This is a genomic window from Fannyhessea sp. C0108B2 (assembly GCF_056583915.1).
Genome location: NZ_JBWPJQ010000004.1, coordinates 17,305 through 38,612, shown reverse-complemented (window position 1 = coordinate 38,612; position 21,308 = coordinate 17,305). Strand labels below are relative to the sequence as shown.

The following is a 21,308-nucleotide window of genomic DNA, read 5'->3' as shown; positions in this document are numbered from 1 at the left end:
TTTTGATGAGATACATGCTCGACATTTGTTTGGAGTAGGTATGCTTGACATGCTAAAACGCTTTGTAATGCCATATAGATTGCAAGCATTATGTGGTATGGCAGGAAAAGCAGTAGAAGTTATTTTTGAGGTCATAACACCATATTTTGTTATGCGCCTGATTGACGAAGGCATCATGCACCATAGTTTTACGGTTTGTATGTACTACGGTGCATGGTTGGTAGCCGCAGCTGTTATTAGTTATGGCGCAACACTTATTTGTCAATCAGTTGCTGCACAGGTTTCTGTTAATGTTGCTTGTGATGTGCGCCGTGAACTTTTTTCAAAAATTTCAACCCTGCCGCTTTTATCCCTGCATAAATTTTCTACCTCAACGCTGGTGAATCGCTCAATTACTGATGTTAATCAAATACAGCTTATGATTGCACTTGCTATTAGGCAACTTATTCGCTGTCCTTTGTTAGCAATTGCATCAATTGTCTCTGCACTGATTTTGAACTGGCGTTACGGATTGATTTTTTGTATTTGTATTCCACTCGTGGCACTTATTTTTGCGTGGGCAATTCAAAGACTCTCACGTATGTTTGCGCTTTTACAGCGTACACTTGATACCTTAAGCGATCATGTATTGCAAAATTTGGAACTTGTTGAACTTGTAAGAGCGTATCGTACACAAAAGATAGAAATGAAGCGTTTTGAAGATGATCATCAACACTATACGCAGCTTCTTGAATCAACAAGCCGCATTTCTGCGCTTTTGTCTCCAGTAACGTTTGGAATTATGAATATGGGCATTATGATGCTTATGTATGTGGCGTCGCTGCGCGGATATGCACTTTTTTCTATGTTCAACATTTCTCAAGGTACCTTAGTTGCTTTGATAAACTATATGACGCAAACACTTTTGGCAATTGTCTATATTTCAAACCTTATGTTGGTATTTACCAAAGCCTCTTCTGCTTCTGCACGCGTTATGGAAATCTGTACCTGTAAGGATTCAACGTCAGCAGATCATGCCCTTGCTGCCGATGCCTTGGTAGATGCTTCGATATCTACGAATGCTCAATACGCTTTAGATCATGTGAGTTTTACCTATAACCCTTGTAGTTGCACAAGTACCCAAGTTACAGGTAATGCTTCTAAGGACACGGGTTTGTGTGGGGTGTCCCAAGATAGAGCATCAACAGCCGAGGATGGTTTTGCTCTTACCGATATTACCTGCACAATCCCTGTACGTGGCTTTATTGGGGTTGTTGGATCGGTTGGATCGGGAAAGTCAACGCTTTTAGCACTTTTAGCTCAGCTGTATGCTCCTCAAAAAGGTGTGATTCGTTTTGGCGGATATAATCTTTCACAGCTTGACTCTAACGTATGTTCTCAAAACATATGTTATGTACCTCAAACAACGGCGCTGTTACAAACTTCAATTCGTGATTTTATATCTCTTGGCAATGATACGTTAACTGATGCAGATATAAACGATGCGCTTAAGCAGGCGTGCGCGTTTGATTTTGTTCACAGCCTTGACAGAGGAGTTGATACCTTTGTTACTCACGGCTCGGCTCAAATGTCAGGTGGTCAAAAGCAGCGTTTAGCACTTGCACGTGCATTTGCTTCGCGCGCGTCACATATTTTATTAGATGATAGTTTATCGGCGCTTGACGCACTTACCGAGCAAAAGGTTGCGCAAAATCTTCTTAACCGAGCCAAGCAGAGCTGCGTTGTGCTTGTATCTCAGCAGATAAGTCATGTGAAATGCGCAGATATGACGTTAGTTTTGGATAAAGGACGCCTGGTTGGCGTGGGTACGCATACAGAGCTTTTACAGTCATGTAAGGTGTATCAGGAGCTCTATGAAACACAACATGCGTATACGCGAGAATGACGTGTTGCGATAGTAGATGCAGGTTATACAGGTAAAGTACGCAATAAAATGAGCAAACATTAAAAAAGGAATTGGATGCGATGAAAAATCCTTATGTTGCAGCTGGTTCGGCACAAACTATAGTTTCTAATACACAAAATTCGCAGGCATCTGGCTCGAGTGCTGCACATTCTAAGACGGATGCGCTTGTTTTTCATGCTGTTGCGCCCACGCGCTCAGAACTTGTGCATTTTCTTTTGCCGTTTTTTAAGCCTATGACAGCTTCATTTATACAAAGCATCGTATTGTGTATGCTGGCTTCATGTTGTTCTTTTAGCATTCCGCTTTGTATTGGTTTATCGGTTGATGCACTTTTTACGCCGGGCATGCCGTCTCTATCAACGTATTTGCTCCTTCTGCTTGTCTCAATTATGGCAAGCGCTCTGTTTGAATGGACAGGCGTTGTGCGTTTTACACATGCCTGCGTGCAAAGTATTCGTGCTCTCAGAAGTAGATGTTTTGCGCTCATTCAACATATACCGCTTACCTATATTACTAAAGATGTGGTGAGCGATATTCACAATCGTCTTATCATGGATTGTGACCAAATATCCGATGGTCTTATTCTTGCACTCAATCAAAGCGTACGAGGGCTTATCATTATTGTGGGTTCGTTTGTGTGCATGTGCCTTCTGTGTTGGCAGATGGCTCTTATCATTATTGTTTTGCTGCCGTGTTTTATGTTTATCAATTCCTATATTGCCTCTCGTGGACAGTCCTATTTTGAGGCACAACTGCGCGCGCAAGAAAACATGATGCAATTCATTCACGAAAGCGCACGTATGCAAAAATTGTTACGAACCACATGCGCTTTTCGAGTGCGCTCTCAACAGTTTTGTGCGCTTAATCACAAGGTTGAAGTACAAGCAAAGCGCGCTCAGTTTTTGAGTTCGTTAGCAAATCCTACCACGCGCCTAATTCAAAATCTTTTATATGCATTTGTGGTAACATTGGGTGCATTTTGCGTGGTAACACAACAGTTTGGGCACTTAAGCGTTGGTGCGTTGGTGAGTTTATTGGTGTATACGCAACAGCTTACTAAGCCAATTAACGAACTATCAGGATTATCTACACAAATTCAAACGGCCTATACATCAATGATTAGAATTGTTCAGCTTCTTATGTTTGCAAAAACTTATGAGAACAATTCAGATGAAGTCTTTGATGGTAGCTCTGCACCGTGCGAAGTTACAAACACTGCGTCTGTTCGTACTACAGGTGATATGTCCAATGCATGTGACCCTTGCGATTCTTACGATGTACGCCGTACACAGCGCATATGCCATACGCCTACATATGTAAGTGCACCTTGCACACCACTTCTAAAAGTCTCAAACATTTCTTTTTCTTACGATGGAACACATAATGTTATCCACGATCTTTCGTTTGAGGTATATCCCCATCAAACATTGGCTTTAGTAGGTCATACGGGCTGTGGTAAATCAACTTTGCTTCATCTGCTTATGCGCCTGTATCCGCTTGGATCGGGTGAGATCTATTTTAGGGAAGTGCCGTATCGTCAACTGAGTGCACAAGAGGTTCGCAAACATTTTGGCATGGTTTTGCAAGATGTAAGCCTTATAAATGCAAGCGTATACGAAAATATTGCCTATGGAAGCTCAAATGCCACGCCTGAATATATTCGTTCGGTAGCAATTAAAGTGGGAGCGCATGATTTTATCTCACAGTTGCCACAAGGTTATGACACGCATCTTTCTCAAAACGATACGCGACTTTCAAAAGGACAAATTCAGCTCATTTGTATTGCTCGCGCGCTGGTGTTTAATCCCGAGATCTTGCTTTTGGATGAGCCTACAAGCTCGCTTGATACGCGTAGTGAAGCTCAAGTAACGCAGGCTTTACAAAAGCTGATGGAGAGGCGCTCTTGTATTGTGGTAGCGCATCGGCTTTCCACAATTAAGGATGCTGACCATATAATTGTTATGGACAAAGGGTCTATGGTCGAGCAGGGAACGCATACCGAGTTACTTGCAAAACATGGTGAGTATGCGCAACTGTTTGCCTCACAGTTTGATAATGCATAGTTTATCGGGCGATAAATAACTCTCTTGGAAGATGAGCATAATTTTTAGCGTGGGTGCTTTGTTGTGTACTTGTGAAAAATTGTGGAAGCTGTAAAGTTCAAGATGAATAATTCATAAACGTGTTACTATAAGTAGGCGCAAAACGTAGTTTTGTATATTTCGGGTGGTGGCGCAGTTTGGTAGCGCACTTGACTGGGGGTCAAGGGGTCGCTGGTTCGAATCCAGTCCACCCGACCACGTGATTTCTAACGGCCGAAGTTTTCGGTCGTTTTTTTATTAACCTTTATGGATGCTTCAGTGCCAAGTATGCGTTTAACCTGTTTGACCTGCAATAGTTTTAGATCACCGCAAATTTTAGGCATATAGCATATTTCTAACATGCATACCGCGTCTCGTGTTTTACAAATCTTATGCATAATAAATCCCCCACGTGTTCAAAGCACGTGGGGGATTCAAATAGATTCTTAAGTACAAGACGCTTCTTACCACAAAAAACTACTGGGTATCTGTGTTTGTGCTTGGAGCAAAACCATCTTTTCGATTAAGCATCTGCATAAACTCGTCACCCGTAATTGTTTCTTTAAGTTGTAAATATCTTGCAATTTCATGCAACTTAAATTTATATGCTTCAAGAGTTTTTAGCGCCGTTTCATGAGCTTCACGGATAAGATCTTGAATTTCTTTATCAATTTGTTGTGCTGTTCCTTCAGAGCAGGTGAGCTCAGATCCTCCACCTAAGTACTTATTACGAGTTTGACCAAGGGCAACCATGCCAAATTGCGATGACATACCCAGCTGAGTTACCATCGCGCGCGCAATTTTAGTAGCTTTTTCAATGTCGTCTGCCGCACCTGATGACATATGACCAAATATAAGCTCTTCAGCAGCACGACCACCGCATAATACCGCCAAACGCTGTTTGTATTCCTCTTTGGTTGTTAGGTAGCGCTGATCTTCTTCGGCTTGCATAGTAAAACCAAGCGCACCTGAGGTACGAGGAATAATCGTAATTTTTGAAACAGGGGAGCGTCCATTTTGAACTGCCGCAACAATGGCGTGTCCTGTTTCGTGATAAGAAACAACTTTGCGTTCGTGTTCGGAAAGCACGGCTGTTTTTTTCTTTTCGCCTGCAACAACTACGTCTACTGATTCTTCAATATCACTTTGGCTTACACGACTGCGACCCATACGAACAGCGCGCAAAGCCGCCTCATTTATCATGTTAGCGAGATCTGCACCCGAGGTACCTGGCGTTTGTCGAGCAACCTGAGCAAAGTCGATTCCTTGCTCCATCTTAACGTCGCTTGCATGAAGCTTAAGTATTGCTTCGCGTCCTGTTAAATCGGGGAGTTCTACAGGAATTCGGCGGTCAAAACGACCAGGACGCAACAAAGCCAAATCAAGTGTTTCGGGACGATTGGTTGCTGCAAGTACGACAATGCCTTTATGGTTATCAAAACCATCCATCTCGGCAAGGAGTTGGTTAAGCGTTTGCTCGCGCTCATCATTGCTGTTAACGCTCACGCCACGCTTTTTGCCAACGGTATCAAGCTCATCGATAAAGATAATACAAGGAGCTTTCTCTTTTGCCTGTTTAAAGAGGTCGCGAACTTTTGCCGCACCTCTACCTACAAACATTTCAACAAACTCAGAACCCGATATTTGGAAAAACGGCACTTTAGCTTCACCTGCAACAGCGCGCGCTAGAAGCGTCTTTCCTGTACCTGGAGGTCCTACAAGCAAAGCGCCTTTAGGGCAACGTGCGCCAATAGCTGCATATTTTTTAGGATTATCCAAAAAGCTTACAATTTCACGCAGCGAATCTTTTGCCTCATCTTGACCGGCAACATCTTTAAAGGTAACGCCAGTTTCTTGGCCTTTTACTTCTTTGGCATTTGATTTTCCAAATCCGCCACCAAAAGGTCCAAAACCGCCAAAACCTCCTCCAAAGTTCATAGAAGGATTATCTTCGCCCATCTGCTTTTTAATACGACGATTGATAAGCCAGCCGCCACCAAAAATAATGATAAACGGTGACAAATTGATGAGTAACCAAATCCACATGTCCTTGCTGGTGTCAGGTATTTTGGCCGAAAAATCAACACCTTGGGCTTCCATACGTTTAACCAAGCTCGAATCGTTGGGGAATTGCGTTGTTTCGTATGCTTTTTCACCTGCACCATCACTGGTTGTGAAACGCATAGACTTTGTTCCTGTATCAAGTTGGACTTTCTTTACTTCGCCTCGTTCAACTTTTTGCAGAAACTCACTATAGCTTACCTGCTCGACACGGGTATCTCCTAGTGTTGGCATAAGTAGTGAGCGTGCAATAAAAGCAGCTACCAACCCTATAATGAGATACAGAATAAGCTTTTGACGCTTGTTCTTGTTGTTTTGCACCATAAACGTTAACTCCTTTAATAAGGGATCGTTGATGTATATATATGTATTTTAATACTTCCTTTTAGTGTATCCTTACTTGTTGTTTTTTAGTATGTATCACATAGTAAATCCTCTATTTTGAGCGTCTGATGCGTGTTCATACATATTTCATATTGGATATTTGTATCGCATACATGAGCCATAAAATGAATAAAAAACAATTAATATCGAATAAAAAAGCAAACATACTTTGCTTACGTTCGCTTTTAAGTATATCGTGAGATAAAAAACTACCTCATGGTTTATACAGGATATTTTTGAATATGCGCAGGTAAATATATTATTAATGAATAATTGAGCCACTTAGATAAAAACTTATACCGTTAACCGAGACTTCTGGCATAAGATGGTCCATACTTTAATTATTGGATATACTCTCAATAGGTACACATTTTGTGTGCTCATATTGATGTTAGAGTGCTAAGGTCTTTTTCTTTATAGCATGGCTTTAGTCTCAAATCGGATTACAGGAGGCATCATGGCTAACGGGCTATACGTCCACAGCGAGATTGGTACTCTTAAAAAGGTTTTGCTTCATCGCCCAGGCGAAGAGCTTCTTAATCTTCCGCCAGATGATTTAGGACGCCTTTTATTTGACGATGTGCCATTTCTCGATGTTGCTCAAGCAGAACACGATCGTTTTGCCGAAATTTTACGCGAGCAGGGTGTAGAAGTTTTGTATCTTGAGAAACTGGTTGCTGAGGCTCTTGATGCAGCCGGTTCGCGAGAGGAATTTACCAATCAATGGCTTGATGAATCAGGCCTTCATGGGACTCATACGCGTGCTGCCGTTAAAGAATTTATGGATTCAATTAAAGATACGCAAACATTTGTAGAAAAATGTATCGCAGGAATCCGCAAGAACGAGATCGATTTACCTGATCGTTCCAATAATCTTTTGGTAGACATGGTAAATATGAACCAAGGTTCCGATTCCGATTTGTTAATTGACCCCATGCCTAATACATACTTTACTCGTGACCCATTTGCCATTGTTGGCAAAGGCGTTAATCTTAATCGTATGTTCTCGGTTACACGCAATCGCGAAACACTCTTTGGTAAATATATTTTCCGCGACCATCCCGATTATAACGATGCTCCTTTATGGTATCGTCGCGATGCAGCTTATCATACAGAAGGTGGAGACGTACTCAACCTCAATGCGCATACCATTGCCATTGGTATTTCACAGCGTACCCAAGCTTCTGCTATTGACTGCTTAGCACAGCATATGTTCTGGGATAAGTCCGATGAGTGCGAAATCGATACAATTTATGCGTTTAACATTCCGGTATCTCGTGCGTTCATGCATCTTGATACAGTCTTTACGCAAATTGATGTTGATAAGTTCACCATTCATCCTGGTATTTTGGGCACTTTGCAGGTATTTAAGCTGACTGCAGGTTCAGTACCTGGAGAAGTTAAGATCGAAGAAATGAACGACACGCTTGAGCACATCTTAAGCAAAGCTTTGGGTCTTGATCATGTTACGCTGATTCAGTGTGGTAATGGTGATCCTGTTGCCGCCGCTCGTGAACAGTGGAATGATGGTTCCAACACGCTCACCGTTGCGCCTGGTAAGATTTGCGTCTATCAGCGCAATACGGTAACAAATGACGCGCTGTATAAAGCTGGTCTTGAGCTTTTGGTTGTACCATCAGCCGAGCTTTCTCGTGGTCGCGGAGGTCCACGTTGTATGAGCATGCCGTTTGTTCGTGAAGATTTGTAACAGATTATAAACCGGAAGTTAAACACTTCCGGTTTTATATGACTGTCCTTTAGAAAGGAAAACACATGGGTGTTAATTTAAGTGGTAGAAGCTTTCTGAAATTGCTCGATTTCTCAACCGAGGAAATTAAATACCTCATCAACTTAAGTGCCGAATTCAAACGCATGAAAATGGCAGGTGTACCGCATCGTTATCTTGAAGGCAAAAACATTGTTCTTCTATTTGAGAAAACCTCAACTCGTACGCGCTGCTCGTTTGAGGTTGGCGGTATGGACTTAGGTATGGGCGTTACGTACCTTGAGCCAGGATCTTCGCAGATGGGTAAAAAAGAGTCTATCGAAGATACCGCGCGCGTTTTGGGTCGTATGTATGATGGTATTGAGTATCGTGGTTTTGAGCAAGAAAAGGTTGAGTGTTTAGCAAAAAATGCTGGCGTTCCTGTTTGGAATGGACTTACTACTGAGTTCCACCCAACTCAAATGATTGCCGATATGCTTACTATTCAAGAGAACTTTGGTCGCTTAAAAGGTCTTAACTTTACCTTTATGGGCGATGCTGGTAACAATGTGGGCAATTCGCTTATGGTTGCTTGTGCAAAGCTTGGTCTTAACTTTACCGCTTGCGGTCCGCGCGAACAAATGCCACATCCTGAGCTTGTAGAAACTTGCAAAAAGCTGGCTGCTGAACATGGTTCAACCATTGCGCTTACCGAAGACGTTCACGAAGGAACCAAAAATGCCGATGTTATCTACACCGACATTTGGGTATCTATGGGCGAGCCTGATAACATTTGGGCAGAGCGCATTAAACTTTTGGAGCCTTATCGTGTTACCAAAGAAGTTATGGCAAATGCACACGACGATGTAATCTTCATGCACTGCCTGCCTTCTTTCCACGACACAAACACCACCATTGGTAAAGATATTGCCGAGAAATTTGGCGTTACCGAGATGGAAGTTGCCGACGAGGTCTTTGAGTCTAAACAGTCTAAGGTATTTGACGAAGCAGAAAATCGTATGCACACCATTAAGGCTGTTATGTACGCAACGCTTAAATAGAAGGTTTAATTTTTAAGCTGTTTGCTCCTTATAAGATTTTGCGTGAAAGTTAGCACGTATAGTTAGTATTCACCTGCATCTTAGGTTGCACCTAAGATGCAGGTTTTTTATAAACAAACATATACGTAGAATAGTGCGTTGTGTTTATTATTCATGTATACAGTGCTTAATACGTATTTTTTCTAATTTATGAATAAAATAATAACTATATTGCATAAAAATGCTGGCTTATACGTAAGAATCTAAAAGGCATCTTTTATATAGAATCTTATAAATAAAAAATCTGTCGTATTGATATTTAATAAAACACAAGGTAATACAAGAATTTATGTTGCTTGTTTCTGCGCGTGCGTATCTGTAGCATTCCGGACTGGTTTATAAAGCGCTAAATAATGATATTCAATACCGTTAACGCTTTAATGCATAACGTTAACCGAATTACATGATTGACTCTATCAAAATTTCTTCATATGTTCTACAATATTCTTACAAAGAGCCCGATGTGCAGAGTTTGAGCATGTTGATGGCGAAACATGTAATGTATGTTTGTGGTGAAAGGAGTTGCGAAATGAGTTCTACAACTACGCAACCGAAGAAAAAGAGAGAGATGCTTACATCCTTCTCCATTATCTTCATTCTCCTCATCCTTGTAGCGCTGATATCGGTAGCAATAGCTCCCTTTGTTCCTGGTATTACAGCTGTTACGTTGGGTGATTTCTTCATGAGCCCTGTTAAGGGATTTGGAGATGCGCTTGGTGTGTGTTTATTTGTTTTGGTTATTGGTGGCTTTTTAGGCATCGTTAACAAAACAGATGCTCTTAACACTGGTATTTCCGTACTGGTCAAGAACATGAAAGGTAATGAGCTTAAACTCATTCCAATCCTTATGGCATTGTTTGCTCTTGGCGGATCTACCTATGGCATGTGCGAAGAGACGGTTGGATTCTATGCTCTTCTTTCTGCAACTATGATGGCTGCAGGCTATGATTCACTTACAGGTGCTATGATCGTGCTTCTTGGTGCTGGTGTTGGTTGCTTGGGCTCAACTGTTAACCCATTTTGTACTGGTGTTGCTGCATCGGCTTTGGTCGATAAAGGCATTACAGTAGACCAAGGCGTTATTATTGGTCTTGGTGCTGTTTTACTTGTTGTTTCCTATGCTATTGCCGTTTTCTTTACGATGCAGTATGCAAAAAGCGTTAAAGCAGATCCAAGTCGTACGTTAATGAGTCTTGACGAAGTTAAAGCTGCCGATGAAGTATACAGAACTGAAGAAGAGGAAACTAATAAAGATGTTGCACTGACCACAAGACAAAGAATTTCTTTGTGGATTTTTGCTATTACCTTTGTTATCATGATCATCTCTTTCATTCCTTGGACAAAGCTTGGCGTTGACTTCTTTGAATGTGATGCAGCTTCTCACGATGAAGTAACACAAGTGGCTCCTGCAGACCTTACTAAGACTTTTAAAGAAAAAGAGCTTGGTGAACTTAAAATCGAAGGCAATGCAAACTTTAGTGTTAAAAAAGAAGTAGTTGATAATGCTGGTTGGTCTTCCTTGCTAACTGGTGTCCCACTGGGGCAATGGTACTTCCCTGAATCAACTACCTGGTTCCTTCTTATGGCCATTGTTATTGGTGTTGTTGGCGGTTTATCCGAGCACGAAATTGTTGATTCCTTCATGCGCGGATCTGGCGAGATCATAAGCGTTGCTATGATTATTGCAGTTTCTCGTGCTGTTTCTGTTCTTATGAGCTCAACTGGTTTGGCAGACTGGATTCTTAACTCGTCATCCGAGGCGCTTTCTGGTACGTCAGGTGTTGTCTTCTCGGTAGGTGCATATTTCCTGTACTTTGTACTGTCATTCCTTATTCCATCAACGTCTGGTATGGCAACGGTTTCTATGCCAATTATGGGACCTCTTGCTCAAAACCTCGGCTTTAACCCTGCGGTTATGGTTATGATCTTTGCATCTGCTTCTGGTGTTGTAAATCTGTTTACTCCTACCAATGGTGCAATTATGGGTGGTTTGGCACTCTCCCGTATTGAGTACGGAACTTGGCTTAAGTTTGTAGTTCGAGTTGTTATAGCTATTGTTATTAGCAACTTGATTATCTTAAGTGTTGCGTTAATGGTATTACGTTAATGGTTGTGTAGATTCTTAAACCGTTTACAACATCTTGTTTGTATCAAGGTTTGATATGCCCGTCTCGCTTGAGGCGGGCATATTTTTAAGAAATGCTAAACTAGGTAGCTTGAGTTTTTGATATTGAAATGAAATTGCTATTTTTTACAAAAAAATCTTGAAATCACCATACCTAATAAGATATTCTGTTTAATGCATATGTTGTTTCGTGCATACATGCGTGTGCGTAGCAGCTTTGCACTTATATCTGTTGGCCCCCGAGAGCATGTACGTTTGCATTTGTTTGTAAACAAGCTTTACCACGCCTTGTGATTAAAGCACCAACCATGTACCGGGGCCCCGTATTTGAAAGGGGTCCACCTTTGAGTGAGATTCAAAACTCGTCTATTTTCTCATTAGATGATGTTTCCGATGATGAGCTTAATAGCCTTATCGATGGAACCATCACCGATTTTGATGAGGGAGACCTGGTAACAGGTACCGTTGTTAAAATTGAGCACGATGAGGTATTGTTGGACATCGGCTTTAAGTCCGAAGGCGTAATTCCAGCCCGTGAGTTGTCTATTCGTAAAGATGCAAGCCCAGAAGAGCTTGTACATATGGGCGACACCATCGAGGCTTTGGTTCTTCAAAAAGAAGACAAAGAAGGTCGTCTTATTCTTTCTAAGAAACGTGCCGAGTACGAGCGTGCTTGGAATGCTGTTGAAGAGAAGTTTAAAGCTGGCGTTAATGTTGAAGGTGAAGTTATCGAGGTTGTTAAGGGTGGTCTTATCCTTGATATCGGTCTTCGCGGATTCTTGCCTGCTTCTCTTGTAGACCTTCGCCGTGTTAAAGATCTAAGCGCTTACATGGGAACTCGCATTGAGGCTCGTGTTATCGAGATGGATCGCAACCGTAATAACGTTGTTCTTTCTCGTCGTGTTGTATTGGAAGCTGCACGCAAAGCCGAGCGTTCTGAGATTCTTACCAAGCTTAAACCTGGTATGAAACTTAAAGGTACCGTTTCTTCTATTGTTGAATTTGGTGCATTTGTAGACCTTGGCGGTATCGACGGTCTTATCCACATTTCAGAGCTTTCTTGGAACCACGTTAACCACCCAGCAGAGGTTGTAAAAGTTGGTCAAGAAGTAGAAGTTCAGGTTTTGGATATCGACCTTAACCGTGAGCGCATTTCTTTGGGTCTTAAGCAAACTACCGAGGATCCATGGCGTGTTCTTGTTAAGAAGTACCCAATTGGCGCAATCGTTGAAGGTACCGTAACTAAACTTGTTACCTTTGGTGCATTTGTAGACCTTGGTAATGGGGTAGAGGGCTTGGTTCACATTTCAGAGATGGCAAAGGCTCATGTAGATGCTCCTGCTCAAGTATGCAAAGTTGGCGATGTTGTACAAGTTAAGGTTATGGAAATTGACCTTGAGCGTCGTCGTATTTCTTTGTCTATTAAAGCAGCTGCAGAAACCCTTGGTGTAGACGAAGGCGAAGAGGCAAACGATGCTGCACCTGCTGATGAAGCACCTGCAGAAGATGCTGACTCACAAGCTTCCACCGAAGCTTAGACGTTAAGCTCGTTAATACATCGTTGCTCCATAGCAACTTTTGAATGTTTAAAAAGAGGCTGGTTTTACTCAGCCTCTTTTTTTGTACAAACTCTCCATTAATCAACATTTAGCAGTTGAGCGGCCTATTTATTACACAGATAGATATCTAAATAGCAAGAAAATATAAGTGAGTACGTATAAGATTTGTGCTAAATAAAAAACTTTTGATTTTTGTTTCCAAATGATGACAAAACGTTGTAAACTACATGTTGTGAAGACGTTCACATGAACTTTTCAACCGTTTACAAAATTGTATATCAATTCATATTCAACTTGGTTAAAAATTCATTGTTTATGTCTTGAAGGTGCTTTGCCACTTTTTTAGCTACATGTTTAGCTACACTATATATGTTTTATTTAGTCGTGTATTAATGCAAAAGGTTCGTGAAGGAAGATAGGCTTCCTGCAAACCTTGCGAAAGGAGAAAGCATGGCAGTTAAGGTTGCTATCAACGGCTTTGGTCGTATTGGTCGTTTGGCCTTCCGTCAAATGTTCGGTCACGAAGGTTCAGAAATCGTTGCAATTAACGATTTAACCGATCCAAAGATGCTCGCTAACCTCCTCAAGTATGACTCTTCACAAGGCAACTACGCACGCAATCACTCTGTTGTTGCTGGTGAAGACTCTATTACTGTCGATGGTAAGACTATTAAGATTTACAAAGAAGCAGATGCTCACAATCTTCCTTGGGGCGAGCTTAATGTAGACGTTGTACTTGAGTGCACTGGTTTTTACACTTCAAAAGCTAAGGCTCAGGCTCACATTGATGCAGGTGCTAAGAAGGTTGTTATTTCTGCTCCTGCAGGTAAAGATCTTCCTACCATTGTTTACAATGTAAACCACGAAATCCTTACCAAGGACGACAACATCATTTCTGCTGCTTCCTGCACCACTAACTGCCTTGCTCCTATGGCTAAAGCACTTAATGACTATGCTCCAATCCAAAGCGGTATCATGAGCACCATTCACGCATTTACTGGCGACCAAATGGTTTTGGATGGTCCTCACCGTAAAGGCGATCTCCGTCGTGCTCGTGCAGCAGCTATCAACATTGTTCCTAACTCAACTGGTGCTGCTAAGGCAATTGGTTTGGTAATTCCTGAGCTTAACGGTAAACTTATCGGTTCTGCTCAGCGTGTTCCTGTACCAACTGGTTCAACTACACTTCTCTTTGCAGTAGTTAAGAGCGACAAAGAGATCACCGTTGACTCTATCAACGCTGCTATGAAGGCTGCAAGCGATCCTGAGACCTTTGGTTACAATGAAGATCCTATCGTTTCTTCCGACATTATCGGTATGACTTATGGTTCTTTGTTTGATGCAACTCAAACCATGGTTCAAGATCTTGGCAATGGTCTTTATCAGGTAGAGGTTGTTTCTTGGTACGACAACGAGAACTCTTACACTTCACAAATGGTACGTACTATTAAGTACTTCGAGAAATTTGTTGCTTAGTCAGCTTTACTAGTTTGCGAAGCCACAAGGCGCGGTAGCAGCTAAACATAGCCGCGACCGTGCCTTTTTATTGAAATTGTGTATTCCGTGCACATCAGACGCATATTCGTACTTCAACGGTGCGTCTAAAAGTTAAAAGGAGTCTTACTATGGCCTTTACAAAAAAGACCGTTCGCGACATAGACGTTAATGGCAAACGCGTTCTTATGCGTGTTGACTTTAACGTACCGGTAAAAGACGGTGTCGTAGGCGATATTACCCGTATTCAAAAAGCTATTCCTACCATTAAGTACCTTAAAGAACATGGTGCAGGTATTGTACTTATGAGCCACTTAGGTCGTCCTGCGGGCACTGGTTACGAAGAAGCTCTTTCTTTGGCTCCTGTTGCTAAAAAACTTGAGGAATTGAGCGGCTATAAAGTATCTTTTGTAGCTGATACCTATGGCGAAGAGGCCAAAGCTGCTGTTGAAGCGGTAAAACCAGGCGACATTTTATTGCTTGAGAACGTTCGCTTCTTAAAGGCTGAAAAGAAAAATGACCCTGAAGTTGCAAAGAAGCTTGCATCATATGGTGACATTTTTGTACTCGACGCCTTTGGTACCGCCCATCGTGCACAAGGCTCTGTCGTAGGACCTGCTGCATATATCCCTGCTGTTGCAGGCTTTTTGCTCGAAAAAGAAGTTGATACGCTTACTTCTATTTTCTCTGAGCCTAAGCGTCCGTTTGTTGCTATTGTTGGTGGTTCTAAAGTTTCAAGCAAAATTGGCGTTCTTGACCACTTAATTGATTCATGTGACACGCTTATTATCGGCGGTGGCATGGCTTATACATTCTTCCTTGCTCAAGGTTACCAAGTTGGTACGTCGCTTCAAGAGCCCGATTGGGTTGAGCGTGCAGGTGAAATGCTCAAGAAAGCACAAGAAAAAGGCGTTAAGATTTTGCTTCCTGTTGACAACATTGTTACCGATCACTTTGGCGAAGACGCTGTAGGAGAAGCTGTTGCTTCTAATGCTATTCCTAGTGACCGTATGGGCATGGATATTGGTCCTAAGACCGAGAAACTCTATGCAGATGCTGTTTCTGGTGCTGCCACCGTATTTTGGAATGGTCCTATGGGCGTATTCGAAATGGATCAATTTGCACACGGTACCGAAGTTGTTGCAAAAGCTATTGCAGATTCTTCTTGCACCTCAATTATTGGTGGTGGAGACTCTGTTGCAGCTATCAATAAGTTTTGCCTTGCAGATAAGATGAGCTGGATCTCTACTGGTGGTGGAGCATCTATGGAGCTTGTTGAAGGCAAGGCACTTCCAGGAGTGGAGGCGCTTTTAGATGCGTAATGTAATGATCGCAGGCAACTGGAAAATGAATAAAAATGTCAACGAAGCTACAGAACTTGCATCTGGCTTGGTTGATGAATTGCAAGATGGAACTGGTTCGGTTGATGTTGTTGTTTGCCCACCAACTGTTGACCTTAAAAGCGTTGCCGATGTTCTTAAACAAAGCTCGGCTCAAATTGCTCTTGGTGCTCAAAATGTATATTGGGAAGAATCAGGTGCATATACCGGAGAAACTGCTCCTTCTATGCTTACAAGTGTTGGAGCAACCTACTGCATTATTGGACACTCCGAGCGTCGTGGCTATTTTGGAGAAACCGATGAGGATATAAACAAGAAGGCACAGGCTTTGCTTGCTCATCATATTGTTCCAATTTCTTGCTGCGGTGAAAGCCTTGAGGTTCGTGAAGCTGGTAAGCATGTTGAGTTTGTTGTTGAGCAAATTAAAGCAGACACCAAAGGCTTAAAGCTTACTGATCCATCACAATATGTAGTTGCATACGAGCCAATTTGGGCTATTGGCACAGGCAAAACTGCTACTGCTGCCGATGCACAAGAGGTTTGCTCGGCCATTCGTTCTACCCTTAAAGAAATCTTTGGCGAAGAGCTCAGCTCTGGCATTCGCATTCTTTATGGCGGATCTGCAAAACCTGAAAATATCAAGGGCTTCCTTGAAGAACCCGATGTTGATGGTGCATTGGTTGGCGGAGCTTCTCTTAAGGCCGATTCTTTTGCCGCTATGGTTAAAGCTGCAAAATAGCGTGTAAACAAGATGCTTTTATGCACGTTTGTGTAGAAGCGCTGTTTTAATACGTTTTAAGAAGCAGGTATCAGTAGATATCTGCTTCTTTTTTTGAGCATGTTGGATTATCTTTTTAAATTAACCGATTGGTTTTTTTACCTTTGGTGCTCCATCTTTTCTACCAATTTTGTCTAGCTTTAGCTTATACCTCAAGTTTGTGTTATCATACATGTGTTTTGTTGTGTGTTCGCGTAACACATACGCATGATGTGCGTCTGCTGTATGCGATGAAAAGGAGTATTCGTGAGTCCACTTAATTTTGCTCTTCTGGTTGTGCTTGCACTTTCTGGTTTCTTTACTGTTATTCTTATTCTGATGCATTCAGGAAAAGGAACAGGCGTTTCCGACATGATTGCTTCTTCGATGTATAATTCAACTGCTGGTTCGGGCGTTTGGGAGAAAAATCTTGATCGTCTCACCATTATCATGGCACTTATTTTTGGTTTGTGCATTTGTGTAATGGCTTTAACATTTCCTTTGGGTGTCATTTAAGCTTACATTTGGGCTTAGTTAAGTATCTAATTACAAATTGATGAATACGCACGAGCAATCGTGCGTTTTTGTTTATGTCACACCTGCCAGTTCCCTTATAAGGGGCTACTTGTACACTTTTAGTATCTCAAACTCTTACTCTAATTTTTTCTGAAACACTATTACGCATTGTTGCCTGTGATAATCTGTTTTCCTTCTCGGATTTTTTGTATGCTTCGCTTTTTAATACGCGTGTCAAGATGTGTATTATTTTTTAGATAGTTGGTTATAGAATTAGGGTCTTTCTTATAAAGCGTTTGTATATACCACGCTGCGCCCATTTGCACATAGTAGGGTATATCGTGAGATAAGTTTGCAATGATATCTAAGCTAGCCGACTTTTCTTTTTGCGCCAGCTTAGAGCAACCAACAAGTTTTATAAGCAAAACAAGAGCAATGCGCTTACCCCATCGATCATCTTTTTGCAGCCACTCTATTGCTTGTCTTGCATAATGCATAGAGTTTTTCTTAAGCATCTTGGGTGCAGTGCAATCCGTTACCATCCAATTATTGCAAAAGGGGATAAATGCGTCCATTGCGTCTGTCCACGTTTCAAAATGAATCTCATTATTAAGCATAATCATATGTATCATATTCATTTCGAGATACGGATGTGGCAATGCCTGTAAAAATTCGTGGCAAAGTTTTTCGTCTGCATTGTTTGCGTACGTGCGTAAAAGAGGTGTTCGTATTCCCAAAACAGTGTGCGGATCTATATTGGGTACAAGCTTTGCATTAAAATCTGCAAGCCGTGGGGATCGATAGAGTTGTATATCATGTAAAACTTTTGCATGAACACCTGTTGTTGAGCTATCTTTTTGCATGTATTTCTCCATAGTTATATCCGCTCAAATCGATAGTAGTATAAATTTTTGTTTATGTACATGATCAACATAGATTGTTTTAACTTTCATGATACATAAATGTGCTGGTATTTGTGTAAAAGATACCTTAATACACAATTTGTGAGCGAAAAATTATTCAGCTTTATAACCTTATGCAAGCAATAATACGCAATGAATATTGAAAAAATTAGCCTCAAGTATTTCATAATTGTTAACATTTATAGAAAGAGTTTGCATCCGTATGCATAACGGGGCAAAATAATACGCAAGGAAAGTTCGTTATCCCGTTCGTGTATTCAAACGTGCGTATAACGTTTGGACTATGAGTATTGGAGGCATCATGGCGAATGAGAAGCTTATGATGGGGCGTCGTAGCTTCATTGGCGGCAGTATCGCTGCAGCTGCATTAACTGCGCTTGCAGGATGCGGAAAAAAAGGTGGATCTGCTTCAGGTGATAAAAGTGGAGGAAGTAAGGGTGGTACTCTTAAATTCTACATTAACGAGCCTGTTGCAATTGACCCGTATAACACTCAAGAATCAGAAGGTAGCCAAGTTGAGCACAACTTGTTCGATTCTTTAACTACATTTGACTGGAAAACTCACAAGGTTGTTCCTTTAGCTGCAGAGTCTTGGGATATATCTGATGATGGTTTAACCTATACCTTCCATCTTGTTCAAGGTGCAACATTCCACAACGGTGATAAAGTTGATTCACAATCATTTAAACGTGGTTGGGAGCGTATTGCATCTCCTAAGATGAAAACTCCTTCTCAAATCTCATTCCACCTTTCACCAATTGCTGGTTATGAAGAGTTCCACAGCGGAAAAGCTGATTCTATTTCTGGTCTTTCTTGCCCAGATGAGAATACCTTTGAGGTTAAGCTTACTGCTCCTATGTACGACTTCCCCTATGTAGCAGCATGTATTGCTTTGGTACCTGTTCCTCAGGCAGCTGTTGACTCACCTGATGACTTCTTGCTTGCTCCTATTGGTAATGGTCCTTACCAGATGGATGGTAAATGGGAAAGCGGTCAAAAGATCGTTCTTAAGCGTTATGACAACTACTATGGTTCCAAGAAGGCTAATCTTGACTCCATCGTATTCTCAATTCAAAAAGACCCCAACACTGCTTATCGTGAGTTTGAAGCAGGCAACATGGACTTTTGTGCTGTTCCTACTGGACGTCTTAAAGAGAATATCGACAAATATGGTCAATCTGCAGATGGTGACACTGTAACTCCTGATAAACAAGTTCTTACTGGTCCAACGCTGGGTGTTTACTATCTCTTGCTTAACCTTAACGATCCTGTTATGAAGAACGTTAACCTTCGTCGTGCAATTTGTATGGCAATTAACCGTCGTAACATTGTTGACACGTTGTTTGAGGGTCTTCGTACTCCTGCAACAAGCTTTATTCCTGTTGCTTTGGATAACGATCCATTTAGCGCTTGGAAATACTGCAAGTACGACAAAGATGCAGCTAAGAAGATTATTGACGATAACGGACTTAAAGGCACCGAAGTTACCCTTACTTATAACTCTGGTGGTGGACACGAAGATCTTATGTCTGCTGTTCAAGGTGACCTTAAGGCTATTGGCTTGGAAGTTAAGCAAAAGACTCTTGAGTGGGCTGCTTACTTAAGCGCTTGCCAAAAAGGCGATTACCAAATTGGTCGTATGGGTTGGGTTGCCGACTATCCAACGCTTGATAACTTTATTTATCCTTGCTTCTTCTCAACTGCAGAAAACAACATGGGTAAATATAATAACCCTGATGTTGATAAAGCTATTAATGCAGCTCGTCTTGAGAAAGACGAAGAGGCTCGTAAGGCTAAATACCGCGAGATCAATGCTCAGATTGCAGAAGATTGTCCTTTGATTCCTATTTTGTACTACTCACACAATCACGTAGGTTCTTCAAAGGTTCAGCAATTCTTCTACAATCCTCAAAGCATTGGTAACTTTGTCGATGCAGAAGTAAAGGCTTAAGTCCTTACAACGTCATACGTGTGTAGTACCTCAGCAGGTATGTAGTGCGGGAGCTGGCATCAAAATGGTCTGCTCCCGCTTGCTATATCAAGAATTTATTGATCCATAGATGTAAGCTGGGTACCTTGCGTTGGCATTGCATTTTGAGGTGAATTGTGCAAAAAACGAGTATCTTGTGTTTTCTCTTTTAACATTGTGTTAAAAATTCAATGTATCTTTTCTAATAGGCTATACTTTTAAAGTCTATGTAATTAGCTTTATATGCATTTGGGCGTATATATGAGCGGTAGAGGGTTTTCATAGAGCGCTTGCAGCTAATTATATGTTTGTTGTCAAACTAAACAAGGGGATTCGTACTTATGATCAAGTACATAATGAAGCGTCTTCTTCAGTTTATACCTGTATTTTTAGGTGTAACACTTATCCTGTTTGTTATGGAAAACGTGGTTCCTGGAGATCCTGTTAAGCTTATGGCGGGAGAGAAAAAACTCGACGCGGTAACAGAGCTTAATTTAAGAGCTACCTTCCATTTCATCGAGACAGATGATAACGGAGCTCCCATATTCGATGAGCAAGGCCATACCATAGATACTCCTTTATGGAAACGCTATGGCTTGTTTGTAAGCGGTCTGCTTCATGGAGATTTGGGCGTTTCATTCCAGCGTAGCGGTCAACCTGTTACACAAATTCTTCTTGCTAAGTATCCTTATACTATTAGCCTTTCCATTGTTGCTATTTGTCTTGAAGCAATTGTGGGAATTGGCGCTGGTATGATTTCGGCAATTAAGCGATATTCGTTTTGGGATATGTTTGTAACGCTTGCAACTTCGGTACTGGTTGCTATGCCAGCGTTCTGGCTTGGTATGCTCCTTCAGCTCTTCTTTGGTATTGTGCTTAAAGATGTTACCGATGGATTCTTCTATTTGCCAATCTCTGGTGTTGGTGGTCCAGGCTCTAACTTTGACGACTGGATGTATTATATTCTTCCTGCTGTTACCCTTGCTTCTGTTTCTACTGCATACGTTGCAAGAATTATGCGTTCGCAGCTTTTGGAAGTTCTTAACCAAGATTATATTAGAACTGCTCGTGCCAAAGGACTTTCACGTCGAAACGTTATTTGGCATCATGCACTTAAGAATGCGCTTATTCCTGTTGTTACTTATATCGGTCTGGATTTCGGTGGTATGATGGCAGGAGCTATTCTTACCGAAACTGTTTTTAACTGGCCTGGCGTTGGCTTTGAAACCTATCGTGCTATTACGCAGCGTGACTGGCCTACAGTTTTAGGATCGGTAACCGTAATCGTTGTGGTGGTTATGGTCATCAATCTTCTTGTTGATATTTCATATGCCTTCCTGGATCCACGCATTAGATTCAGTTCATCTAAGAGCGAATAAGGGGAGTGT

General features: G+C 41.6%; 14 protein-coding genes and 1 tRNA gene. 13 read left to right on the top strand and 2 right to left on the bottom strand.

Annotated features, from left to right (window positions below):
• Window positions 1–40 precede the first annotated feature (40 nt).
• The 3 genes from AC1DBT_RS02960 to AC1DBT_RS02950 all read left to right on the top strand — a co-directional run bounded on the left by AC1DBT_RS02960 (window position 41) and on the right by AC1DBT_RS02950 (window position 4,206).
• Window positions 41–1,885, top strand: a complete 1,845-nt coding sequence (locus AC1DBT_RS02960) for an ABC transporter ATP-binding protein (RefSeq protein ID WP_480018510.1) — start codon at window positions 41–43, stop codon at window positions 1,883–1,885.
• A gap of 80 nt (window positions 1,886–1,965) precedes the next feature.
• On the top strand, window positions 1,966–3,969 hold the full coding sequence (locus AC1DBT_RS02955; RefSeq protein ID WP_480018509.1) for an ABC transporter ATP-binding protein: 2,004 nt from the start codon (window positions 1,966–1,968) through the stop codon (window positions 3,967–3,969).
• 160 nt (window positions 3,970–4,129) lie between these two features.
• Window positions 4,130–4,206: transfer RNA gene (locus AC1DBT_RS02950), tRNA-Pro, on the top strand.
• A gap of 258 nt (window positions 4,207–4,464) precedes the next feature.
• Here the strand turns inward: AC1DBT_RS02950 and ftsH are convergent.
• The gene (gene ftsH / locus AC1DBT_RS02945) at window positions 4,465–6,372 is read right to left on the bottom strand and encodes an ATP-dependent zinc metalloprotease FtsH (protein ID WP_311431401.1); all 1,908 of its coding nucleotides are present in this window, start codon (window positions 6,370–6,372) and stop codon (window positions 4,465–4,467) included.
• Between the two features lie 517 nt (window positions 6,373–6,889).
• Here ftsH and AC1DBT_RS02940 point away from each other — a divergent pair.
• The 8 genes from AC1DBT_RS02940 (at window position 6,890) to secG (ending at window position 17,028) form a co-directional block, all read left to right on the top strand.
• On the top strand, window positions 6,890–8,140 hold the full coding sequence (locus AC1DBT_RS02940; RefSeq protein WP_006303198.1) for an arginine deiminase: 1,251 nt from the start codon (window positions 6,890–6,892) through the stop codon (window positions 8,138–8,140).
• A 65-nt stretch (window positions 8,141–8,205) separates the two neighbouring features.
• Entirely contained in the window at window positions 8,206–9,198 is a 993-nt protein-coding gene (gene argF, locus AC1DBT_RS02935; protein ID WP_480018508.1) for an ornithine carbamoyltransferase, read from the top strand.
• Between the two features lie 568 nt (window positions 9,199–9,766).
• Complete coding sequence (locus AC1DBT_RS02930) at window positions 9,767–11,344, top strand: YfcC family protein (protein WP_480018507.1); 1,578 nt, start codon at window positions 9,767–9,769, stop codon at window positions 11,342–11,344.
• A 362-nt stretch (window positions 11,345–11,706) separates the two neighbouring features.
• Window positions 11,707–12,900, top strand: coding sequence for a 30S ribosomal protein S1 (gene rpsA / locus AC1DBT_RS02925; RefSeq protein WP_480018506.1), 1,194 nt, complete (start codon window positions 11,707–11,709; stop codon window positions 12,898–12,900).
• A 471-nt stretch (window positions 12,901–13,371) separates the two neighbouring features.
• Entirely contained in the window at window positions 13,372–14,397 is a 1,026-nt protein-coding gene (gene gap, locus AC1DBT_RS02920) for a type I glyceraldehyde-3-phosphate dehydrogenase (RefSeq protein ID WP_061102645.1), read from the top strand.
• Between the two features lie 149 nt (window positions 14,398–14,546).
• A complete protein-coding gene (locus tag AC1DBT_RS02915; protein WP_480018505.1) occupies window positions 14,547–15,737 on the top strand; it encodes a phosphoglycerate kinase in 1,191 nt (396 codons plus the stop codon).
• A complete protein-coding gene (tpiA, locus tag AC1DBT_RS02910) occupies window positions 15,730–16,494 on the top strand; it encodes a triose-phosphate isomerase (RefSeq protein WP_480018504.1) in 765 nt (254 codons plus the stop codon). Before AC1DBT_RS02915 ends, tpiA begins: the two co-directional genes overlap by 8 nt.
• Before the next feature lie 285 nt (window positions 16,495–16,779).
• Window positions 16,780–17,028: a preprotein translocase subunit SecG gene (gene secG / locus AC1DBT_RS02905; RefSeq protein ID WP_006303213.1), complete on the top strand. Its 249-nt coding sequence runs from the start codon at window positions 16,780–16,782 to the stop codon at window positions 17,026–17,028.
• Window positions 17,029–17,189: 161 nt separating this feature from the next.
• On the opposite strand, the gene AC1DBT_RS02900 is transcribed toward secG, so the two are convergent.
• A complete protein-coding gene (locus AC1DBT_RS02900; RefSeq protein WP_480018503.1) occupies window positions 17,190–17,891 on the bottom strand; it encodes a DNA alkylation repair protein in 702 nt (233 codons plus the stop codon).
• 361 nt (window positions 17,892–18,252) lie between these two features.
• Between AC1DBT_RS02900 and AC1DBT_RS02895 the strand changes: the two genes are divergently transcribed.
• Window positions 18,253–19,902, top strand: a complete 1,650-nt coding sequence (locus AC1DBT_RS02895; RefSeq protein ID WP_480018502.1) for a peptide ABC transporter substrate-binding protein — start codon at window positions 18,253–18,255, stop codon at window positions 19,900–19,902.
• Between the two features lie 359 nt (window positions 19,903–20,261).
• Window positions 20,262–21,299 (top strand): ABC transporter permease, encoded by a 1,038-nt coding sequence (locus AC1DBT_RS02890; protein ID WP_480018501.1) that lies wholly within the window; start codon window positions 20,262–20,264, stop codon window positions 21,297–21,299.
• Window positions 21,300–21,308 lie beyond the last annotated feature (9 nt).